Origin of the sequence: Oceanicola granulosus HTCC2516 (genome assembly GCF_000153305.1) — a bacterium.
Classification (GTDB): domain Bacteria; phylum Pseudomonadota; class Alphaproteobacteria; order Rhodobacterales; family Rhodobacteraceae; genus Oceanicola; species Oceanicola granulosus.
The window spans coordinates 446,174-462,042 of sequence record NZ_CH724107.1; the positions used below are offsets into that span (position 1 = coordinate 446,174).

The following is a 15,869-nucleotide window of genomic DNA, read 5'->3' on the forward strand; positions in this document are numbered from 1 at the left end:
CCATGCGCCTGCGACTCGTCCCCCAGGAGACCAACTGGGACTTCTTCTCGAGAAGCCGCCTGTGGCTCGGCATCTCGGCCTTCATGATCGTGCTGGCGCTGGTGTCCTTCGGGGTGCGCGGCCTGAACTACGGCATCGACTTCGCCGGCGGCACCACGATCCGCACCGAGAGCGCCCAGCCCGTCGACGTCGGCGCCTACCGCGCCGCACTCGCGCCGCTCGAACTCGGCGACGTCACCATCACCGAGGTCTACGACCCGACCTTCGGCGACGACCGCAACGTCGCCTCGGTCGCCATCCAGGCCCAGGAGGGCCAGGAATCGGTCACCGCCGACACCATCGCCCAGGTCGAGGCGGCGCTCACCGAGGTGGCGCCCGACATCGTCTTCGCCAGCGTCGAATCGGTCGGCCCCACCGTCTCGGGCGAGCTGATCAAGACCGCGATCCTCGCCGTCTGCCTCGCCATCGGAGCGGTGCTGATCTACATCTGGCTGCGCTTCGAGTGGCAGTTCGCCGTCGGCGCGGTGCTGGCGCTGGTGCACGACGTGGTGCTGACGCTCGGCGTCTTCTCCGAGCTCGGCATCCGCTTCGACCTGTCGATCATCGCGGCGCTGCTGACCATCGTCGGCTACTCGCTCAACGACACCGTCGTCGTCTTCGACCGGGTCCGCGAGAACCTGCGCCGGTTCAAAAACCGGCCGCTGAAAGAGGTGCTCAACCTGTCGATCAACGGGACCCTGAGCCGGACCTTCATGACCTCGCTCACCACGCTGATGGCGCTGATCGCGCTGTTCGTGCTGGGCGGCGACGTGATCCGCGGCTTCGTCTTCGCGATGATCTGGGGCATCGTCGTCGGCACCTACTCGTCGATCTTCGCCGCCTCGGCGACGCTGCTGGTGCTCGGCGTCAAGCGCGACTGGTCCAAGGACGAGCCCCAGGCCGGCACCCAGTTCGGCACGCCCGATGCCTGACCGGGCGTGCTAGCGCCGGACGTCCTCCTCTGGCTCTCGGCGGCGGCCTTCGTCGCCGGGATCGTCCGCGGCTTCACCGGGTTCGGCACCGCGCTGGTCTACCTGCCGCTGGCGAGCATGGTGCTCGACCCGTTCTTCGCCATCACCACGCTGATTGTCGCCGAGCTGGTCGGCCCGCTGCCGGCGGTGCCGCGCGCGCTCGGCCTTGCCCACCGCCGCGACCTCGGCCGACTGGCGCTGGGGCTGGTGCTGGGGATGCCGTTGGGGATGCTGCTGCTGGCCTCGCTCAGCCCCGAGCTGTTCCGGCTGCTGGTCTCGCTGATCGCCCTCGGCCTCGTGGCGCTGCTCGCCGGCGGCGTTCGCTACCGCGGCGAGATGCGCGGCCGCCAGGTCACCGCGGTCGGCCTCGCCGGCGGGCTGCTCGGGGGCGTCACCGGGATCGCCGGGCCGCCGGTGATCCTGTTCTACATGGCCCGGCCGCTGCCGGCGGCGACGATCCGCGCCAACATCACCCGTTCCTGGTGATCGTCGACATCGTCCTGCTCAGCCTCTACGGCCTCACCGACCGGCTGGTCGGCGGCGCCATCCTCACCGGCATCCTGCTGATGCTGCCCAACGTGCTCGGCAACCTGGTCGGCAACCGGCTCTTTGACCCTGCCCGGGAAACCGCCTACCGTCGCACCGCCTACGTCATCATCGCCGCGACCGGCCTGTCGGGGCTGCCGGTCTGGGGCTGAAGGGGAGCCACGCGATGCGTCTCAACGAGATCGACTACAACGAGTCGAAGCCGATCGACGGCTACGGCCCCGGCTTCTTCCGTGTCGGCGGCGAGGCGCTGGAAGCGCCGCTCGTGGTCTCGCCCGCCGGCCCCGCCGCCTGGGGCGGCCTCGACGATGCCGAGACGCTCGCCGCGCTGGCCGAGGAGGTCGACGTGCTGCTCGTCGGCACCGGCGCCGAAATCGCCCACATCCCCGCCGCCCTGCGCGCCCGGCTCGAGGAGGCGGGGCTCGGCGTCGAGACGATGGCCAGCCCCGCCGCGGCGCGGACCTACAACGTCCTGCTGTCCGAGGGCCGCCGCATCGCCGTCGCGCTGCTCGGCGTCTGAGCGCCCTCGGCCCTTGCTCCGGGTCCGTGACCTCACCGTCGCCCGCGGCGGCCTCGCGGTCCTGGAGGGGCTGACCTTCGCCGTCGCGCCGGGCGAGGCGCTGGTGCTGAGCGGCCCGAACGGAGTGGGCAAGACGACCCTGCTGCGCACGCTCGCCGGGCTGCAGCCGCCGCTCGCGGGCGAGATCGAGGCAACGGGGCAGGCGGCCTACGCCAGCCACGCCGACGGGGTGAAGGGGCAGCTCACCGTTGCCGAGAACCTGCGCTTCTGGGCCGGCATCTACGGCACGCGCCTCACCGACGACGTGCTCGCCGCCTTCGCCCTCGCCGACCTCGCCGACCGCCCCGCCCGGACCCTCTCGGCCGGCCAGCTGCGCCGTACCGGCCTGGCGCGGCTGGCGCTGACCGGTCGGCCGCTCTGGCTGCTCGACGAGCCGACCGTCTCGCTCGACGCCGAGTCGGTGGCGCTGTTCGCAGGCCAGGTCCGCCGCCACCTAGCGACCGGCGGCGCGGCGGTCATCGCCTCGCACATCGACATCGGCCTCGACGCCCTCCGGCTCGACCTGCGCGCCTACGTCGCCACCGAGACCGCCACGGGCCGCGACGAGGCGTTCCTGTGAGGGCGCTCCTGCTGCGCGATCTGCGCATCGCCACGCGGGCTGGGGGCGGCTTCGGGCTCGGGCTGGCGTTCTTCCTGATCGTCGTGGTGCTGGTGCCGTTCGGCGTCGGCGCCGAGACGGCGACGCTGCGGCTGATCGCGCCGGGCATCCTCTGGGTCGGCGCGCTGCTCGCGGCGCTGCTGACGCTCGACCGGCTGTTCGCGCTCGACTGGGAAGACGGCTCGCTCGCGCTCATCGCCACCTCGCCCGCGCCGCTCGAGGGCGTCGCGCTGCTCAAGGCGCTGGCGCACTGGCTCACCACCGGCCTGCCGCTGACCCTCGCCGCGCCGCTCCTCGGCGTGCTGCTCAACCTCGCGCCCGAAGCCTACCCGTGGCTCGTCGCCTCGCTCCTCGTCGGCACCCCGGCGCTGTCGGTGATCGGCACCTTCGGCGCGGCGCTGACGGTGGGCCTGCGCCGGGGCGGGCTGCTGCTGTCGCTCCTGGTGCTGCCGCTCTACGTGCCGACGCTGATCTTCGGCGCAGAGGCCGTGCGGCGCGGCGCGGACGGCGGCGCGACGGCGCTGGCCTTGATGGGGGGCATCACGCTCGGTGCGCTGGCGCTGCTGCCCTTCGCCGCCGCTGCGGCATTGCGCGTCAACCTTCGGTGATGCCATTGAGGGCGCGCCCCGGCACGGCTAGACATCTTCCCATGTCGCTCTGGGACTACGCCAACCCGAGGAAGTTCCTCGCCGTCACGACCCCGCTGCTGCCTTGGCTGGCGGCGGCGTCGGCGTTGCTGGTGGGCAGCTCGCTGATCTGGGGCTTCTTCTTCACCCCCGAGGCCGAGCGTTTCGGCTCGACGGTCAAGATCATCTACCTCCACGTGCCCGCCGCGCTCATGGCGATCAACGCGTGGCTGATGATGCTCGTCGCCTCGCTGATCTGGCTGGTGCGCCGCCACCATGTCAGCGCGCTCGCCGCCAAGGCAGCGGCCCCGGTGGGCGTCACCATGACCCTGATCGCGCTCGCGACCGGGGCGATCTGGGGCCAGCCGACCTGGGGCACCTGGTGGGTCTGGGATCCGCGGCTGACGTCGTTCCTCATCCTGTTCCTGTTCTACCTCGGCTACATCGCCCTCTGGGAAGCCATAGAGGACCCCGACACCGCCGCCGACCTGACCTCGGTGCTCTGCATGGTCGGCTCGGTCTTCGCGATCCTGTCGCGCTACGCGGTGCGCTTCTGGAACCAGGGCCTGCACCAGGGAACCTCGGTGCCGGTGGCCACCGGCGGGCGCACGGTGGCCGACGTCTACTTCATCCCGCTCGCCATCGGCATGGTCGGCTTCGGGGTGCTGTTCGTCTGGCTCGTGCTGCTGCGCACCGGCAGCGAGATCCGCGCCCGCAGGACCCGCGCCCTGCTGGCGCGTGCCCGCCGGATGCCGCCGGTGCCGCTCGCGACGGAGCGCGAGGCATGATGTCGCTCGGACCTCACGCGATGGCGGTGCTGTCGGCCTATGCGGTGTCGCTGCTGCTGCTGGCGGTGCTGATCGGCGCGAGCCTGCGTCGCGACCGCCGCGCGCGGCGCGCCCTCGAGGAGGCGGAGCGCGACCATGGCTAGGGTGCCGCTCCTGATGATCCTGCCACCGGCGCTGTTCGCGGGGCTCGCCGGGCTGTTCCTCGCGGGCATGTTCCGCGACGACCCCGACGCGCTGCCCTCGACCTTCATCGGCACGCAGGCGCCCGCGCTGCCCGCCGTCGCGCTCGGCACCTACCCGACCTTCGCGTCGGACGATCTCGCCAACGGCGAGGTGAAGATGGTCAACTTCTTCGCCTCCTGGTGCCCGCCCTGCCGCGCCGAGCACCCGGCGCTGATGCAACTCGCCGAGGAGGGGGTGGCGGTCTACGGCGTCAACAAGTCCGACCCGACCGACACCGCCCTCGAGTTCCTCGACGAACTCGGCAATCCCTACCGGGCCATCACCGTCGACCGCAACGGTCGCCACGCGATCGACTGGGGGGTCGTGGCGCTTCCCGAGACGTTCGTCCTCGACGGCGACGGCACCGTGGTGCTGAAGTTCTCCGGCCCGATCCACGGCGTGATGGACAGCATCATCCGCCCCGCGCTCGCCGAGGCGGCGAAGCCTGCCGAGGCGAGCTGACGCAGCGGAAGTTCACGGTTTCGCGACTCGGCGCTCGGTGGCAAGATCGGCCCACAGCAGGAGGGCTGATTTATGAAGCAATTGATTAGTCTGACCGGTGCGTGCGCCCTCGGAGCAGGGCTCGCCCAGGCCGAACCATCGCTCGAGCGCGGCACCTACCTCGTCGAAGGCCCCGCCGCCTGCGGCAATTGCCACACGCCGCAGGGACCGCAGGGGCCGATGATGGACCAGGCGTTTTCAGGCATGCTCGTCGAGCAGAACGAGATGTTCACCGCCGTCGCGCCCAACATCACGCCCGCCGGCCACGTCGGCGACTGGAGCGACGCCGAGTTCGCCCGCGCCATCCGCGAGGGCATCCGCCCCGACGGTTCGGTCATCGGGCCGCCGATGCCGATCGTCCTCTACCGGGGGCTGTCGGACGACGACGTGATGAGCATCGTGATGTACATGCGCACGGTCGCGCCGGTCGAGAGCGACCTGCCGGAGAGCACCTACAACATCCCGCTCCCGCCCGCATGGGGCCCGCCGGTCGCGTCGGTGGCGCATCCCGAGGAGGGGGTCACGGCGGAGTACGGCGGCTACCTCGCCGGACCCGTCGCCCATTGCCTCGAGTGCCACACCACCTTCGGCGAGCAGGGGCCGATGTACGAGACCCACCTCGGCGCGGGCGGCTACGAGTTCCACGGACCTTGGGGCGTCTCGGTCGCGGCCAACATCACCTCGGGCGAAGACGGCATCGCCGCCTACAGCGACGAGGACCTGGCGAAGATGATCACGACCGGCACCCGCCCCGACGGCAGCCGCATGATGCCGCCGATGCCCTACGGGCACTACGCCAACATGACCGAGGAGGACGTGCAGGCGATCATCCTCTACCTGCGCTCCCTGCCGGCCTTGCCCGATCCGCAGTGACGGCGTGCCGGGCTGAAGCCCGGCCTACGCATCCCGCGCACCGCCCGTAGGCCGGGCTTCAGCCCGGCCCCGGCCGCCCCGAAACGCGAAACGGCGCCCCATCGGGGCGCCGTTTCAACCTCACATGCTCCAGAAGATCAGGCCGCCTTGGCCAGGTCGCGCAGCACGTATTGCAGCACGCCGCCGTGCTCGATGTATTCCACCTCGATGGCGGTATCGATGCGGCAGCGCAGGGTGATCGTCTTTTCGGTGCCGTCGCCGTAGGTGATCTGGGCCGGCACCTCCGACAGCGGCTTGACCGAGGCGAGGCCCTCGATGGTCACTGTCTCGTCGCCCTTCAGGCCGAGCGAGGCGCGGCTGTCGCCGCCGGTGAACTCGAACGGGATCACGCCCATGCCGACGAGGTTGGAGCGGTGGATCCGCTCGAAGCTCTCGGCGATCACCGCCTTGACGCCGAGCAGCGCGGTGCCCTTGGCCGCCCAGTCGCGGGACGAGCCGGCGCCGTATTGCTCGCCGGCGAAGACCACCGTCGGCGTGCCCTGCTCCTGGTAGGCCATCGCCGCCTCGTAGATCGACACCTGCTGGCCGTCCGGCCCGAGGGTGAAGCCGCCCTCGACCCCGTCCAGCATCTCGTTGCGGATGCGGATGTTGGCGAAGGTGCCGCGCATCATCACCTCGTGGTTGCCGCGGCGCGAGCCGTAGGAGTTGAACTCGCGCACCGGCACCTGGCGTTCGATCAGGTACTTGCCCGCGGGCGAGGTGTCCTTAAATGAGCCGGCCGGCGAGATGTGGTCGGTGGTGACCATGTCGCCCAGTATCGCGAGCACCCGGGCCTGGCGGACGTCGGAGATGGTGCCCGGCTCGGGCGACATGCCTTGGAAGTAGGGCGGGTTCTGGACGTAGGTGGAGGAGGGCGGCCAGTCGTAGGTCTCGCTGTCGGTGGTTTCCACCGCCTGCCACTTCTCGTCGCCCTTGAAGACGTCGGCGTACTTGGCCTGGAACGCCTCGCGGGTGACGGTCTTCTCCACCAGCGCGGCGATCTCGGATTGCGACGGCCAGAGGTCCTTGAGGTAGACGTCGTTACCGTTCTTGTCCTGGCCGAGCGGGTCCTTGGCGATGTCGACGTTCATGTCGCCGACCAGCGCGTAGGCGACCACCAGCGGCGGCGAGGCCAGGTAGTTGGCGCGCACGTCGGGGCTGATGCGGCCCTCGAAGTTGCGGTTGCCCGACAGCACCGAGACGCCGATCAGGTCGGCCTCGTTGATGCACTTGGAGATCTCGGGCGCCAGCGGGCCCGAGTTGCCGATGCAGGTGGTGCAGCCGTAGCCGACCAGGTTGAAGCCGATCGCGTCGAGGTCGTCCTGCAGCCCGGCCGCCTCGAGATAGGCCGAGACCACCTGCGAGCCCGGCGCCAGCGAGGTCTTCACCCAGGGCTTGCGGTTGAGCCCGAGTTCGCGCGCCTTGCGGGCGACGAGGCCGGCGCCGATCATCACGTAGGGGTTGGAGGTGTTGGTGCACGAGGTGATCGAGGCGATCACGATCGAGCCGTCGTGGAGCTGGTAATGGCCGTCGTCGGTCATCACGAAGCCGCGCTCGTGGTGGCCCTCGTCGCCGGGGATGTCGACCGGCTCGGGCTGGCCGCCCTCACCCTCCCAGCGGATCTCGGAGCGGGCGGAGGTGTCCTTGCCCTCGCGCTGACCCTTCACGTACTCGCCGAAAGCCTTGGCGGCCTCGTCGAGCGCGATGTGGTCCTGCGGGCGCTTGGGCCCGGAGATCGCCGGCACCACGTCGCCCATGTCGAGCTCGAGCGTGTCGGTGTAGACCGGCTCGTAGCCGGCGTCGCGCCACATGCCGTTCTCGCGGGCATAGGCCTCGACCAGCGCGATGCGGTCCTTGTCGCGGCCGGTGAGCTCGAGGTACTTGAGCGTCTCCGCGTCGATCGGGAAGAAGCCGCAGGTGGCGCCGTATTCGGGCGCCATGTTGCCGATCGTGGCGCGGTCGGCGAGGGGGACGTTGTCGAGCCCGTCGCCGTAGAACTCGACGAACTTGCCGACGACGCCCTTCTCGCGCAGCATCTGCACCACCTTCAGCACCAGGTCGGTGGCGGTGGTGCCCTCGCGCATGGCGCCGGTCAGCTTGAAGCCGACCACTTCGGGGATCAGCATCGAGATCGGCTGGCCGAGCATCGCCGCCTCCGCCTCGATCCCGCCGACGCCCCAGCCGAGCACGGCGAGGCCGTTGATCATGGTGGTGTGGCTGTCGGTGCCGACGAGCGTGTCGGGATACGCGACCTCTTCGCCGTTCTGGTCCTTGTCGGTCCAGACCGTCTGGGCGAGGTACTCGAGGTTGACCTGGTGGCAGATGCCGGTGCCGGGCGGCACCACGCGGAAGTTCTGGAACGCCTTCTGACCCCACTTGAGGAAGGTGTAGCGCTCGATGTTGCGCTCGTATTCGCGGTCGACGTTGACCTGGAAGGCGCGCGGGTTGCCGAACTCGTCGATCATCACGGAGTGGTCGATGACCAGGTCGACCTGGTTCAGCGGGTTGATCTGCTGGGCGTCGCCGCCGAGCGCCTTGATCCCGTCGCGCATCGCCGCGAGGTCGACCACCGCGGGCACGCCGGTGAAGTCCTGCATCAGCACCCGGGCGGGGCGGTAGGCGATTTCGCGGGGGTTCTTGCCGCCGTTGGCGCCCCACTCGGCGAAGGCGCGGATGTCGTCGGTGGTGACGGTCTTGCCGTCCTCGAAGCGGAGCATGTTCTCCAGCACCACCTTGAGCGCGGCGGGCAGGCGGGTGAAGTCTCCGAGCCCGGCCTCCTGCGCGGCGGGGATCGAATAGTAGGCGACGCTCTGGGTGCCCGCGGACAGCGTCCTGCGGGTTCCGGCGCTGTCGTGGCCGACGGTGATGGGCATGGGAAGCCTCCTGTCATGCGGACGGGTGGAAGGTCGCCCTTCCTCTGCCAAAGGTCGCGCGGCCGATCAAGGGGGTGCGGTATACTATTGCACACAATTTGCGGTTTCGGCTGGCGTGGCGGCGCGGGGACTGTCACGGAAACTCCCGCATCCTTGATTGGCGGCGGTCGGGCGAGTTGACTAGGAAGGGCAGGGGGCGACGACGAGGAACGTATGAGACAAGTCCTTCGGGCAATTGCAGCGGCAGCGTGCCTGGCCGCGACCGGAGCCGTTGCAGAGGGCGATGGCCCGGTGGTGGTCGAGCTGTTCACCTCGCAGGGCTGTTCGTCCTGCCCGCCTGCCGACGAGACCCTGCGCGAGCTGGCCCGGCGCGACGATGTCCTCGCGCTGGCGCTGCACGTTGATTACTGGGACTATATCGGCTGGGCCGACGCCTTCGCCGATCCCGCCTTCACCCGCCGTCAGAAATCCTACGCGCTCGCCGCGGGCGAGACGATGATCTACACGCCGCAGATGATCGTCGGCGGCGTCGACCACGTGATCGGCAACCGGCCCGTCGAGGTCTACGACCGGATCATGACCCACGCCGCCCACGACAGCGGCATCCGTGTCCAGCTCGAGCCGGCGGGCGACAGCCTCGCCGTCCGTGTCACCGCCGAGCGCGACCGGGGGCCGATGGTGGTCCAGCTGGTGCGCTACGATGCCGAGCAGGTCGTCGACATCGAGCGCGGCGAGAATGCCGGCCACACGATCCACTACGCCAACATCGTCACCTCGTGGGAGGTGATCTCGGAGTGGGACGGCGCCGCGCCGCTCGAGACGGTGGTGGAGCGCGGGGAGTCGCCGCTGGCGGTGATCGTGCAGGCGCCCGGGCCCGGGCCCATCCTCGCCGCCGCGCAGCTCGACTGACGGGCCCGGGGCTCATTCCGCCTCTCCGCTCTCGAGCATGATCTCGCCCCGGTCCGCCGCCTCGCGCACCGCGGCGACGACCCGGCCCTGCGCCGCCTCGGCGTCGGCGGGCTTAACCTTGCCGCGCTCGGCGATCTCCTCGCGCAAGCCCGTGGCCATGCGCTGCGAGATGTTGTCGAGCAGGTAGTCCGCCGCGATCTGCGCCGCGCCGCCCTCGGCGAGCGCGGCGGCCAGCGCGGTCGTCAGGTCGGCGGCGTCGATCAGGCGGATGACCTTGGCGATGTCTTCCCGGCGCAGGCGGGCGGGAAGGTCGGGGAAGGTGAAGATCGCCTTGCGGACCTCCTCGGCGAAGGCCGGATCCTCGCTGCGCAGCGATTCGAGCATCTCGTCGCGGGTGGCGGCCTGGCTCGAGTTGAGGATCGCGCCGAGCCGCCGCCCGGCCTGGTCGGCGAAGGCGGGAGCGGGGGTGGTGCCGTAGCTCTCCGCCAAGGCCTCGCCGATGCGCCGCACCGCGACGGGGGTGACGGCCTGGGTGCGCGAGACGGCGTAGGTGATCCGGCGCGCGTGCTCGCCCGGCAGCAGGCCGAGCAGCTCGGCCGCCTTGGCCACCGGCAGCTTCGAGAGCACCACGGCGCAGACCTCGACGCTCTCGCTCTCCATGATCGGCTTGATGTCCGCCACCGGCAGCGCCAGCAGGCGCGGCCACGGATCGGCGCCCGAGAGCCGCGCGTTTTCCTCGCGCAGCAGGCTGGCGGCGTCGTCGCTGAGGCGGCCGTCGAGCAGGCGCAGAGCCTCGTCGAGATTGCGCGGGGCGGCGAGCGCGACGTGCTGGACCTCGGTGGCGAACTCGTCGGCCACCGTCTCGAGCGTGGCGCGATCGACAAGACGCAGCTCCGCCAGCTCGCGCGTCAACGCGACCTGCACCTCGCGCGGCAGGCGCTCGAGCGAGAGCGACTGCCCCTCGGCGAGGGCGAACTGGACGATCATCGCCGCCTTCCGGCGACGAGACGCCGCAAGTGCTTCCGCATTGGCCAACAGCCGCTCCAACCCCGCTGCATCAGGACTGCCCGAAGCCAACCTGACAGAGAGGAATGAAGAAACCGTTAGGCGCGGCTCAACCCGTGACGACGGCCTCGCAGGTCCCGGTCTCGGGATCCCAGATCATGCCGTCGGCGCAGCTCATCGCCTGGTCATGGTCGCAGGCCTGGGCCAGCGCGAGTGTCGGAAACAGGGTGAGGACGAAAAGGACAGCGATCTTCATGATACGGCAACCTCCATGTCGTAGCGTCAATCCTAGCACCGCTCCCGGGCGGATCAATGCTCAGACGGAGGCGCCATGGACGTAGCCGATCGACATCGCCCGCAGCTCGGCATGTACCGCGGGCGAGATCCGCCCGGCCTGCAGGGTGATCCGGTGCAGCGCGTCCATGGCGTTGGCGACGGCCCCGGCCTCGGCGTCGGTGAAGTCGCGGTCGCTGCGGGCGAAGCCGCCGACGCTGCGGCTGCCGCCCCAGAGGTGCCCGAGGGCGATCCCGTGCTTCATGTCATAGGCGCGCGCCCGCTCGAGGACGCCGCCGGGCGGGTCGTCGAGTTCGGCCCAGCGAATCCAGCCCTCGTTGGCGAAGCCCCAGCGGACGATCGGGTCGTGCATCACGAGGCCCTCGTCGGAATAGCGGTCGATCCAGTCGCGCCGGTAGGTCTGGAACAGGAAATCCGGCCGGTTGAAGCGGATGTGGCACGCGATGGCGAAGCCGGCGTTGCTCAACTCACCCAGCCGCGCGACCTCGCGCTCGATATCGGCCGTCAAACTCATCACTTCTCTCCTCGTTCACCCTCAACGCGGTTGTCAGTCGGCCGATACAACCTCTACATTATGCGAGTGATCCGCACGACCCGCCATATCTCCTTCGGGACAGTCTCCGGCAGCCGGGCTCGCCGGGCGTGAACGGTCCGCTGCTGTCGGTCGATGTCGCCGCGCTTGCGCCGGCAGGCAGCTACCTCGCCCTCCGCGTCGGATTTGCCTTTCCGCTCGAGGAGGTCAACCGGCTGCCGCCCGAGTGGGTCGACCACTACACCGCCAAGGGGCTTATGCTGGCCGATCCGGCGATGCGCTGGATCTACGCCAACACCGGCGCGATCCGCTGGTCGGAGATCGCGCTCGACGATCCGCTGCAGGTGCTGGCGCAGGCGCGCAGCTTCGGGTTGCGCTACGGGCTTGCCGTGTCGCTGCACGACGACACGCCGCTCGGGCAGCGCTCGTTCGGCCTGTTCGCGCGCGCCGACCGGGAGTTCGACGACAGCGAGGTCGCGCTTCTGACGCTCTACCTCACCCGCCGCCACGAGGAGCGCATGCCGCCGAGCAACCTCACTGCCGCCGAGCTCGAGGCGCTGCGGATGGTGAAGGACGGACAGCGGGTCAAGCAGATCGCCCACGAGCTGGGCGTCAGCGAGGGCGCGGTCAAGCAGCGGCTGAAGAACGCCAAGCGCAAGCTCAACGCCGCCACCAGCGCGCAGGCGGCGACGATGGCGACGGAGTTCGGCCTGATCTGAGCCCTCGGACACTTGTCCCCAACTTTCGAAGCGGTGCGGCCCGGCACCGAAGCCGCGGTTAACGATCTGTTAGGCAGTCGCCTTAAGGTTGTTAAGCGTCACGGCTGCGCTAACGGACAGCCGCCCGACAATACCAGAGAAATCCAGACAGGCCGGGCGCTTCGCCCGGCGAGGGAGGCGCTCATGCGTACGATCACGTTCAACCTGAAGTCACTCCACCAGCACGGCGATGCGTTCTGCGACTATCTCGCGTTGCGCAAGCGCTTCTTCGTCGACGCGCTCGGCTGGGACATCCCGCACGACGCGACCGTCGAGATGGACCAATACGACAACCCGACGGCCCGCTACTCGCTCGTCGTCGGCGACGACGGCCGGGTGCTGGCGGGCGCGCGGGCGCTGCCGACCACGGCGAGCTGGGGGCTGACGACCTACATGCTGCGCGACGCCCAGAGCGGCAAGGTCGCCGGCATCCCGGCCGACCTGCTCGACGGGCAGATCGTCACCGCCGGGATGTGGGAATGCACCCGCCTCGTCATCGCGCCGTCGGTGCAGGGCGCGACGGCCCGGCGCGCCTGCCTCGGGCTGATCTGCGAGGGGCTGGTGGAGATGGCGCTCGAGGAGGGCGCGCGCGAGCTGATGTCTCTGTCGAACCTGTGGCTGCTGCGCGCCCTGCGCCAGCTCGGCTACCCGGCCGACCTCATCAGCCGGCCCTACGTCAACAGCGACGACGGCCACCGGTACGCGGTCATGAAGATGCCGGCCATCCGGCTCCACCGCCCGGCCGCGCCGGCGCGGGCGGTGGAGACGCGGGTGCCCGAGCCTGCCTAACCCTCGCCGAAGACGCGCGCGAAGATCGTGTCAACGTGCTTGGTGTGGTAGCCGAGATCGAACTTCTCCTCGATCTCGGCCTCCGTGAGGGCGGCCCGGACCTCCGCGTCGGCGAGCAGTTCGCTACGGAAATCCTTGCCCTCTTCCCACACCTTCATCGCGTTGCGCTGCACCAGGCGGTAGGCGTCCTCGCGGCTCACCCCGGCCTGGGTCAGCGCCAGCAGCACCCGCTGGCTCATCACGAGGCCGCGGAACTTGTTCATGTTGGCCAGCATGTTGTCGGGATAGACGACCAGCTTGTCGATCACCCCGGTGAGCCGCGCCAGCGCGAAGTCGAGGTGCACCGTGGCGTCGGGCCCGATGCCGCGCTCGACGGAGGAGTGCGAGATGTCGCGCTCGTGCCAGAGCGCCACGTTCTCGAGCGCCGGCACCACCGACGAACGCACCAGCCGGGCCAGGCCGGTCAGGTTTTCGGTCAGCACCGGGTTGCGCTTGTGAGGCATCGCCGACGAGCCCTTCTGGCCCTTCGAGAAGAATTCCTCCGCCTCGAGCACCTCGGTGCGCTGCATGTGGCGGATCTCGGTTGCGATGTTCTCGATGGAGGAGGCAATCACGCCGAGCGTGGCGAAGAACATCGCGTGGCGGTCGCGCGGGATCACCTGGGTGGAGATCGGCTCGGGGCGCAGGCCGAGCTGGGCGCAGACGTGCTCCTCGACGCGCGGGTCGACGTTGGCGAAGGTGCCGACGGCGCCGGAGATGGCGCCGGTCTCGATCTCGAACTTGGCCTTCTCGAGCCGGTTTCGATTGCGGTCCATCTCGGCGTAGAAGCGCGCGAAGGTCAGCCCCATCGTCGTCGGCTCGGCGTGGATGCCGTGGCTGCGGCCGATCCGCACCGTGTCCTTGTGCTCGAAGGCGCGCCGCTTGAGCGCCGCGAGCAGCGCGTCCATGTCGGCGAGCAGCAGGTCGGCGGCGCGCTTGAGCTGGATGTTGAAGGTGGTGTCGAGCACGTCCGACGAGGTCATCCCCTGGTGGACGAAGCGGGCCTCGTCGCTGCCCACGTGCTCGGCGAGGTGGGTGAGGAAGGCGATCACGTCGTGCTTGGTCACCGCCTCGATCTCGTCGATGCGAGCGACGTCGAAGTCGACATCCTTGGCCTTCCACACCGCCTCGGCGTTGGCGCGCGGGATCACCCCGAGATCGGCCATGGCGTCGCAGGCATGGGCCTCGATCTCGTACCAGATGCGGAACTTGGTGGCGGGCTCCCAGATCGCGGTCATCTCGGGGCGGGCGTAGCGGGGGATCATCTCGGCACCTTTCGTCTCGGCAGGGGATCACGGGCCTCCTAGACGGCAGTGGACGTGGCGGCAAGGGCAGGGGCCGGCCGGGGCGGACCCGCAGGCGCCCGGGCGGCGTTGGCCCCTCGATCCCCAGCCGGAGCCTCCATGTTCACATCCCTGCCGCTGCCCGTCGTCCTCGCCATCTTCGCGGCGTGCGGCGTGGTGATCCTGCTGCTCGGCGTGCGCATGACGGCGCTGGCGGACCGCATCGCCGACCTCACCGGGCTGGGCGAGGCGGTGGTCGGCGCGGTGCTGCTCGGCGCGGCGACGTCGCTGTCGGGCGTGGTCGTTTCGGTGACGGCGGCGCTCGACGGACGCGCCTCGCTCGCCTTCGCCAACGGGATCGGCGGCATCGCGGCGCAGACCGTCTTCCTCGCCGTGGCCGACATGATCCACCGCCGCGCCAACCTCGAACATGCCGCCGCCGAGGTGACCAACCTGTTCCAGGCGGCGCTGCTGATGGTGCTGCTGGCGCTGCCTCTGGTGGCCTGGAGCGCGCCGGAGGTCAGCTTCTGGTCGGTGCACCCGGTCTCGCTGCTGATGCTGGCGGGCTACATCGCCGGGGTGGTGGCGACTCGGCGCGCGCGCCAGACGCCGATGTGGCGCCCCGTGCGCACCAAGGAGACGCGGCCCGACGATCCCGACGAGGAGGTCGCCCGGAGCGGCGCGGCGCGCGTGATCGGCGTCTTCGTCTTCCTGATGGTGCTGATGGGCATCGCGGGCTGGCTGGTGGCCCAGTCGGCGGTCGCCATCGTCACCCGCGTCGGCATCTCCGAGACCATCGTCGGCGCGCTGATGACGGCGGTCGTGACCTCGCTGCCCGAACTCGTCACCACGCTCGCCGCCGTGCGCCGGGGCGCGATGCAGCTCGCGCTCGGCGGGATCATCGGCGGCAACACTTTCGACACGCTGTTCCTCGCCGCCTCCGACGCCGCCTACCGCGACGGCTCGATCTACCACGCCGTCGCGCGCACCGATTTCCTGTGGCTGACGGTGGGGATGCTGATGACGGGCGTGCTGCTCATGGGGCTGATCCTGCGCGAGCGCGACGGACCGTTCCGCATCGGCACCGAGAGCGTGCTCCTGCTGGCGATCTACGGCGGCGCGGTTGCGATCCAGCTCGCCACCGGCTAACCGGCGGCGCCATGAGCTTGCTGGCCCGTTTCCTCGGCACCTGGAGCCTCGCGCGCGAGGTCGACGACGCCCGCGCCGGCGCGCTGCTCGCCTACGAGGGGACGGCCACGCTCGCCCCAGACGAGGCGGGGCTGGTCTACGACGAGGCCGGTGCCTGGACGGCCGGCCCCTACGCGGGGCTGCGCGCCACCCGCCGCTACCTCTGGCGCCCCGCGTCCGACGGTATCGCCGTGCTGTTCCACGACGGCCGCCCGTTCCACGACTTCGCCCTCGCACGCCCCGCCGCGCAGCACCTCTGCGGCGCCGACACCTACGACGTGACCTACGCCTTCGCGCTGCCCGGCGGCTGGCAGAGCGTCTGGCAGGTCTGCGGCCCGGCGAAGGACTACCGCGCCACCACCCGCTACTGCCGCGCCTGAGGCTTGCGGCAGCCTGGGGATTGTTGCACAACTCCC

20 protein-coding genes are annotated in these 15,869 nt (G+C 70.3%); 15 read left to right on the forward strand and 5 right to left on the reverse strand.

Features of this window, described 5'->3' with window-relative positions:
- Nucleotides 1-2 precede the first annotated feature (2 nt).
- From secF to OG2516_RS02250, 10 genes are all read left to right on the forward strand, one after another.
- Nucleotides 3-971, forward strand: coding sequence for a protein translocase subunit SecF (gene secF / locus OG2516_RS02215; RefSeq protein WP_007253973.1), 969 nt, complete (start codon nt 3-5; stop codon nt 969-971).
- 6 nt (nt 972-977) lie between these two features.
- Nucleotides 978-1,496 carry a TSUP family transporter gene (locus tag OG2516_RS02220; RefSeq protein ID WP_007253974.1) on the forward strand — a complete coding sequence of 173 codons (519 nt, stop codon included), beginning with the start codon at nt 978-980 and terminating at the stop codon, nt 1,494-1,496.
- Nucleotides 1,493-1,708 carry a hypothetical protein gene (locus OG2516_RS20610; RefSeq protein WP_007253975.1) on the forward strand — a complete coding sequence of 72 codons (216 nt, stop codon included), beginning with the start codon at nt 1,493-1,495 and terminating at the stop codon, nt 1,706-1,708. The genes OG2516_RS02220 and OG2516_RS20610 overlap by 4 nt, the downstream gene beginning before the upstream one ends.
- A 14-nt stretch (nt 1,709-1,722) precedes the next feature.
- Nucleotides 1,723-2,076: an Mth938-like domain-containing protein gene (locus tag OG2516_RS19850; RefSeq protein ID WP_007253976.1), complete on the forward strand. Its 354-nt coding sequence runs from the start codon at nt 1,723-1,725 to the stop codon at nt 2,074-2,076.
- A 13-nt stretch (nt 2,077-2,089) separates the two neighbouring features.
- On the forward strand, nt 2,090-2,695 hold the full coding sequence (gene ccmA, locus OG2516_RS02230; RefSeq protein ID WP_007253977.1) for a heme ABC exporter ATP-binding protein CcmA: 606 nt from the start codon (nt 2,090-2,092) through the stop codon (nt 2,693-2,695).
- On the forward strand, nt 2,692-3,342 hold the full coding sequence (ccmB, locus tag OG2516_RS02235) for a heme exporter protein CcmB (protein WP_007253978.1): 651 nt from the start codon (nt 2,692-2,694) through the stop codon (nt 3,340-3,342). Before ccmA ends, ccmB begins: the two co-directional genes overlap by 4 nt.
- A gap of 41 nt (nt 3,343-3,383) precedes the next feature.
- Nucleotides 3,384-4,148, forward strand: coding sequence for a heme ABC transporter permease CcmC (gene ccmC / locus OG2516_RS02240; protein WP_007253979.1), 765 nt, complete (start codon nt 3,384-3,386; stop codon nt 4,146-4,148).
- Nucleotides 4,145-4,291 carry a heme exporter protein CcmD gene (ccmD, locus tag OG2516_RS19315; RefSeq protein WP_007253980.1) on the forward strand — a complete coding sequence of 49 codons (147 nt, stop codon included), beginning with the start codon at nt 4,145-4,147 and terminating at the stop codon, nt 4,289-4,291. Before ccmC ends, ccmD begins: the two co-directional genes overlap by 4 nt.
- Nucleotides 4,284-4,832, forward strand: a complete 549-nt coding sequence (locus OG2516_RS02245) for a DsbE family thiol:disulfide interchange protein (protein WP_040614889.1) — start codon at nt 4,284-4,286, stop codon at nt 4,830-4,832. Before ccmD ends, OG2516_RS02245 begins: the two co-directional genes overlap by 8 nt.
- A 72-nt stretch (nt 4,833-4,904) precedes the next feature.
- A complete protein-coding gene (locus OG2516_RS02250) occupies nt 4,905-5,744 on the forward strand; it encodes a c-type cytochrome (RefSeq protein WP_050769103.1) in 840 nt (279 codons plus the stop codon).
- Nucleotides 5,745-5,881: 137 nt separating this feature from the next.
- Here the strand turns inward: OG2516_RS02250 and acnA are convergent, their stop codons facing one another.
- A complete protein-coding gene (gene acnA, locus OG2516_RS02255; protein WP_007253983.1) occupies nt 5,882-8,656 on the reverse strand; it encodes an aconitate hydratase AcnA in 2,775 nt (924 codons plus the stop codon).
- 291 nt (nt 8,657-8,947) lie between these two features.
- Here acnA and OG2516_RS02260 point away from each other — a divergent pair, with 291 nt between their 5' ends.
- Nucleotides 8,948-9,565, forward strand: coding sequence for a DUF1223 domain-containing protein (locus OG2516_RS02260; protein ID WP_007253984.1), 618 nt, complete (start codon nt 8,948-8,950; stop codon nt 9,563-9,565).
- 12 nt (nt 9,566-9,577) lie between these two features.
- Here OG2516_RS02260 and OG2516_RS02265 read toward each other — a convergent pair whose 3' ends face one another.
- Genes OG2516_RS02265 through OG2516_RS02270 form a run of 3 tightly spaced genes read right to left on the reverse strand, consistent with a single transcriptional unit; the run spans nt 9,578 to nt 11,378 of the window.
- Nucleotides 9,578-10,642, reverse strand: a complete 1,065-nt coding sequence (locus OG2516_RS02265; protein ID WP_342626081.1) for a FliG C-terminal domain-containing protein — start codon at nt 10,640-10,642, stop codon at nt 9,578-9,580.
- Nucleotides 10,643-10,679: 37 nt separating this feature from the next.
- On the reverse strand, nt 10,680-10,826 hold the full coding sequence (locus OG2516_RS20160; protein ID WP_007253986.1) for a carbohydrate-binding module family 14 protein: 147 nt from the start codon (nt 10,824-10,826) through the stop codon (nt 10,680-10,682).
- A 60-nt stretch (nt 10,827-10,886) separates the two neighbouring features.
- Nucleotides 10,887-11,378 carry an autoinducer binding domain-containing protein gene (locus OG2516_RS02270; RefSeq protein ID WP_050769104.1) on the reverse strand — a complete coding sequence of 164 codons (492 nt, stop codon included), beginning with the start codon at nt 11,376-11,378 and terminating at the stop codon, nt 10,887-10,889.
- A gap of 128 nt (nt 11,379-11,506) precedes the next feature.
- Between OG2516_RS02270 and OG2516_RS02275 the strand changes: the two genes are divergently transcribed.
- Both OG2516_RS02275 and OG2516_RS02280 read left to right on the forward strand, forming a co-directional pair.
- On the forward strand, nt 11,507-12,115 hold the full coding sequence (locus OG2516_RS02275; protein WP_007253988.1) for a helix-turn-helix transcriptional regulator: 609 nt from the start codon (nt 11,507-11,509) through the stop codon (nt 12,113-12,115).
- Nucleotides 12,116-12,298: 183 nt separating this feature from the next.
- Nucleotides 12,299-12,943 (forward strand): acyl-homoserine-lactone synthase, encoded by a 645-nt coding sequence (locus OG2516_RS02280; protein WP_007253989.1) that lies wholly within the window; start codon nt 12,299-12,301, stop codon nt 12,941-12,943.
- Here OG2516_RS02280 and purB read toward each other — a convergent pair.
- A complete protein-coding gene (gene purB, locus OG2516_RS02285; protein WP_007253990.1) occupies nt 12,940-14,247 on the reverse strand; it encodes an adenylosuccinate lyase in 1,308 nt (435 codons plus the stop codon). The genes OG2516_RS02280 and purB overlap by 4 nt on opposite strands.
- Before the next feature lie 138 nt (nt 14,248-14,385).
- Here purB and OG2516_RS02290 point away from each other — a divergent pair, with 138 nt between their 5' ends.
- Complete coding sequence (locus OG2516_RS02290) at nt 14,386-15,414, forward strand: sodium:calcium antiporter (protein ID WP_007253991.1); 1,029 nt, start codon at nt 14,386-14,388, stop codon at nt 15,412-15,414.
- 11 nt (nt 15,415-15,425) lie between these two features.
- A complete protein-coding gene (locus OG2516_RS02295; RefSeq protein ID WP_007253992.1) occupies nt 15,426-15,833 on the forward strand; it encodes a DUF6314 family protein in 408 nt (135 codons plus the stop codon).
- Nucleotides 15,834-15,869: the final 36 nt, after the last annotated feature.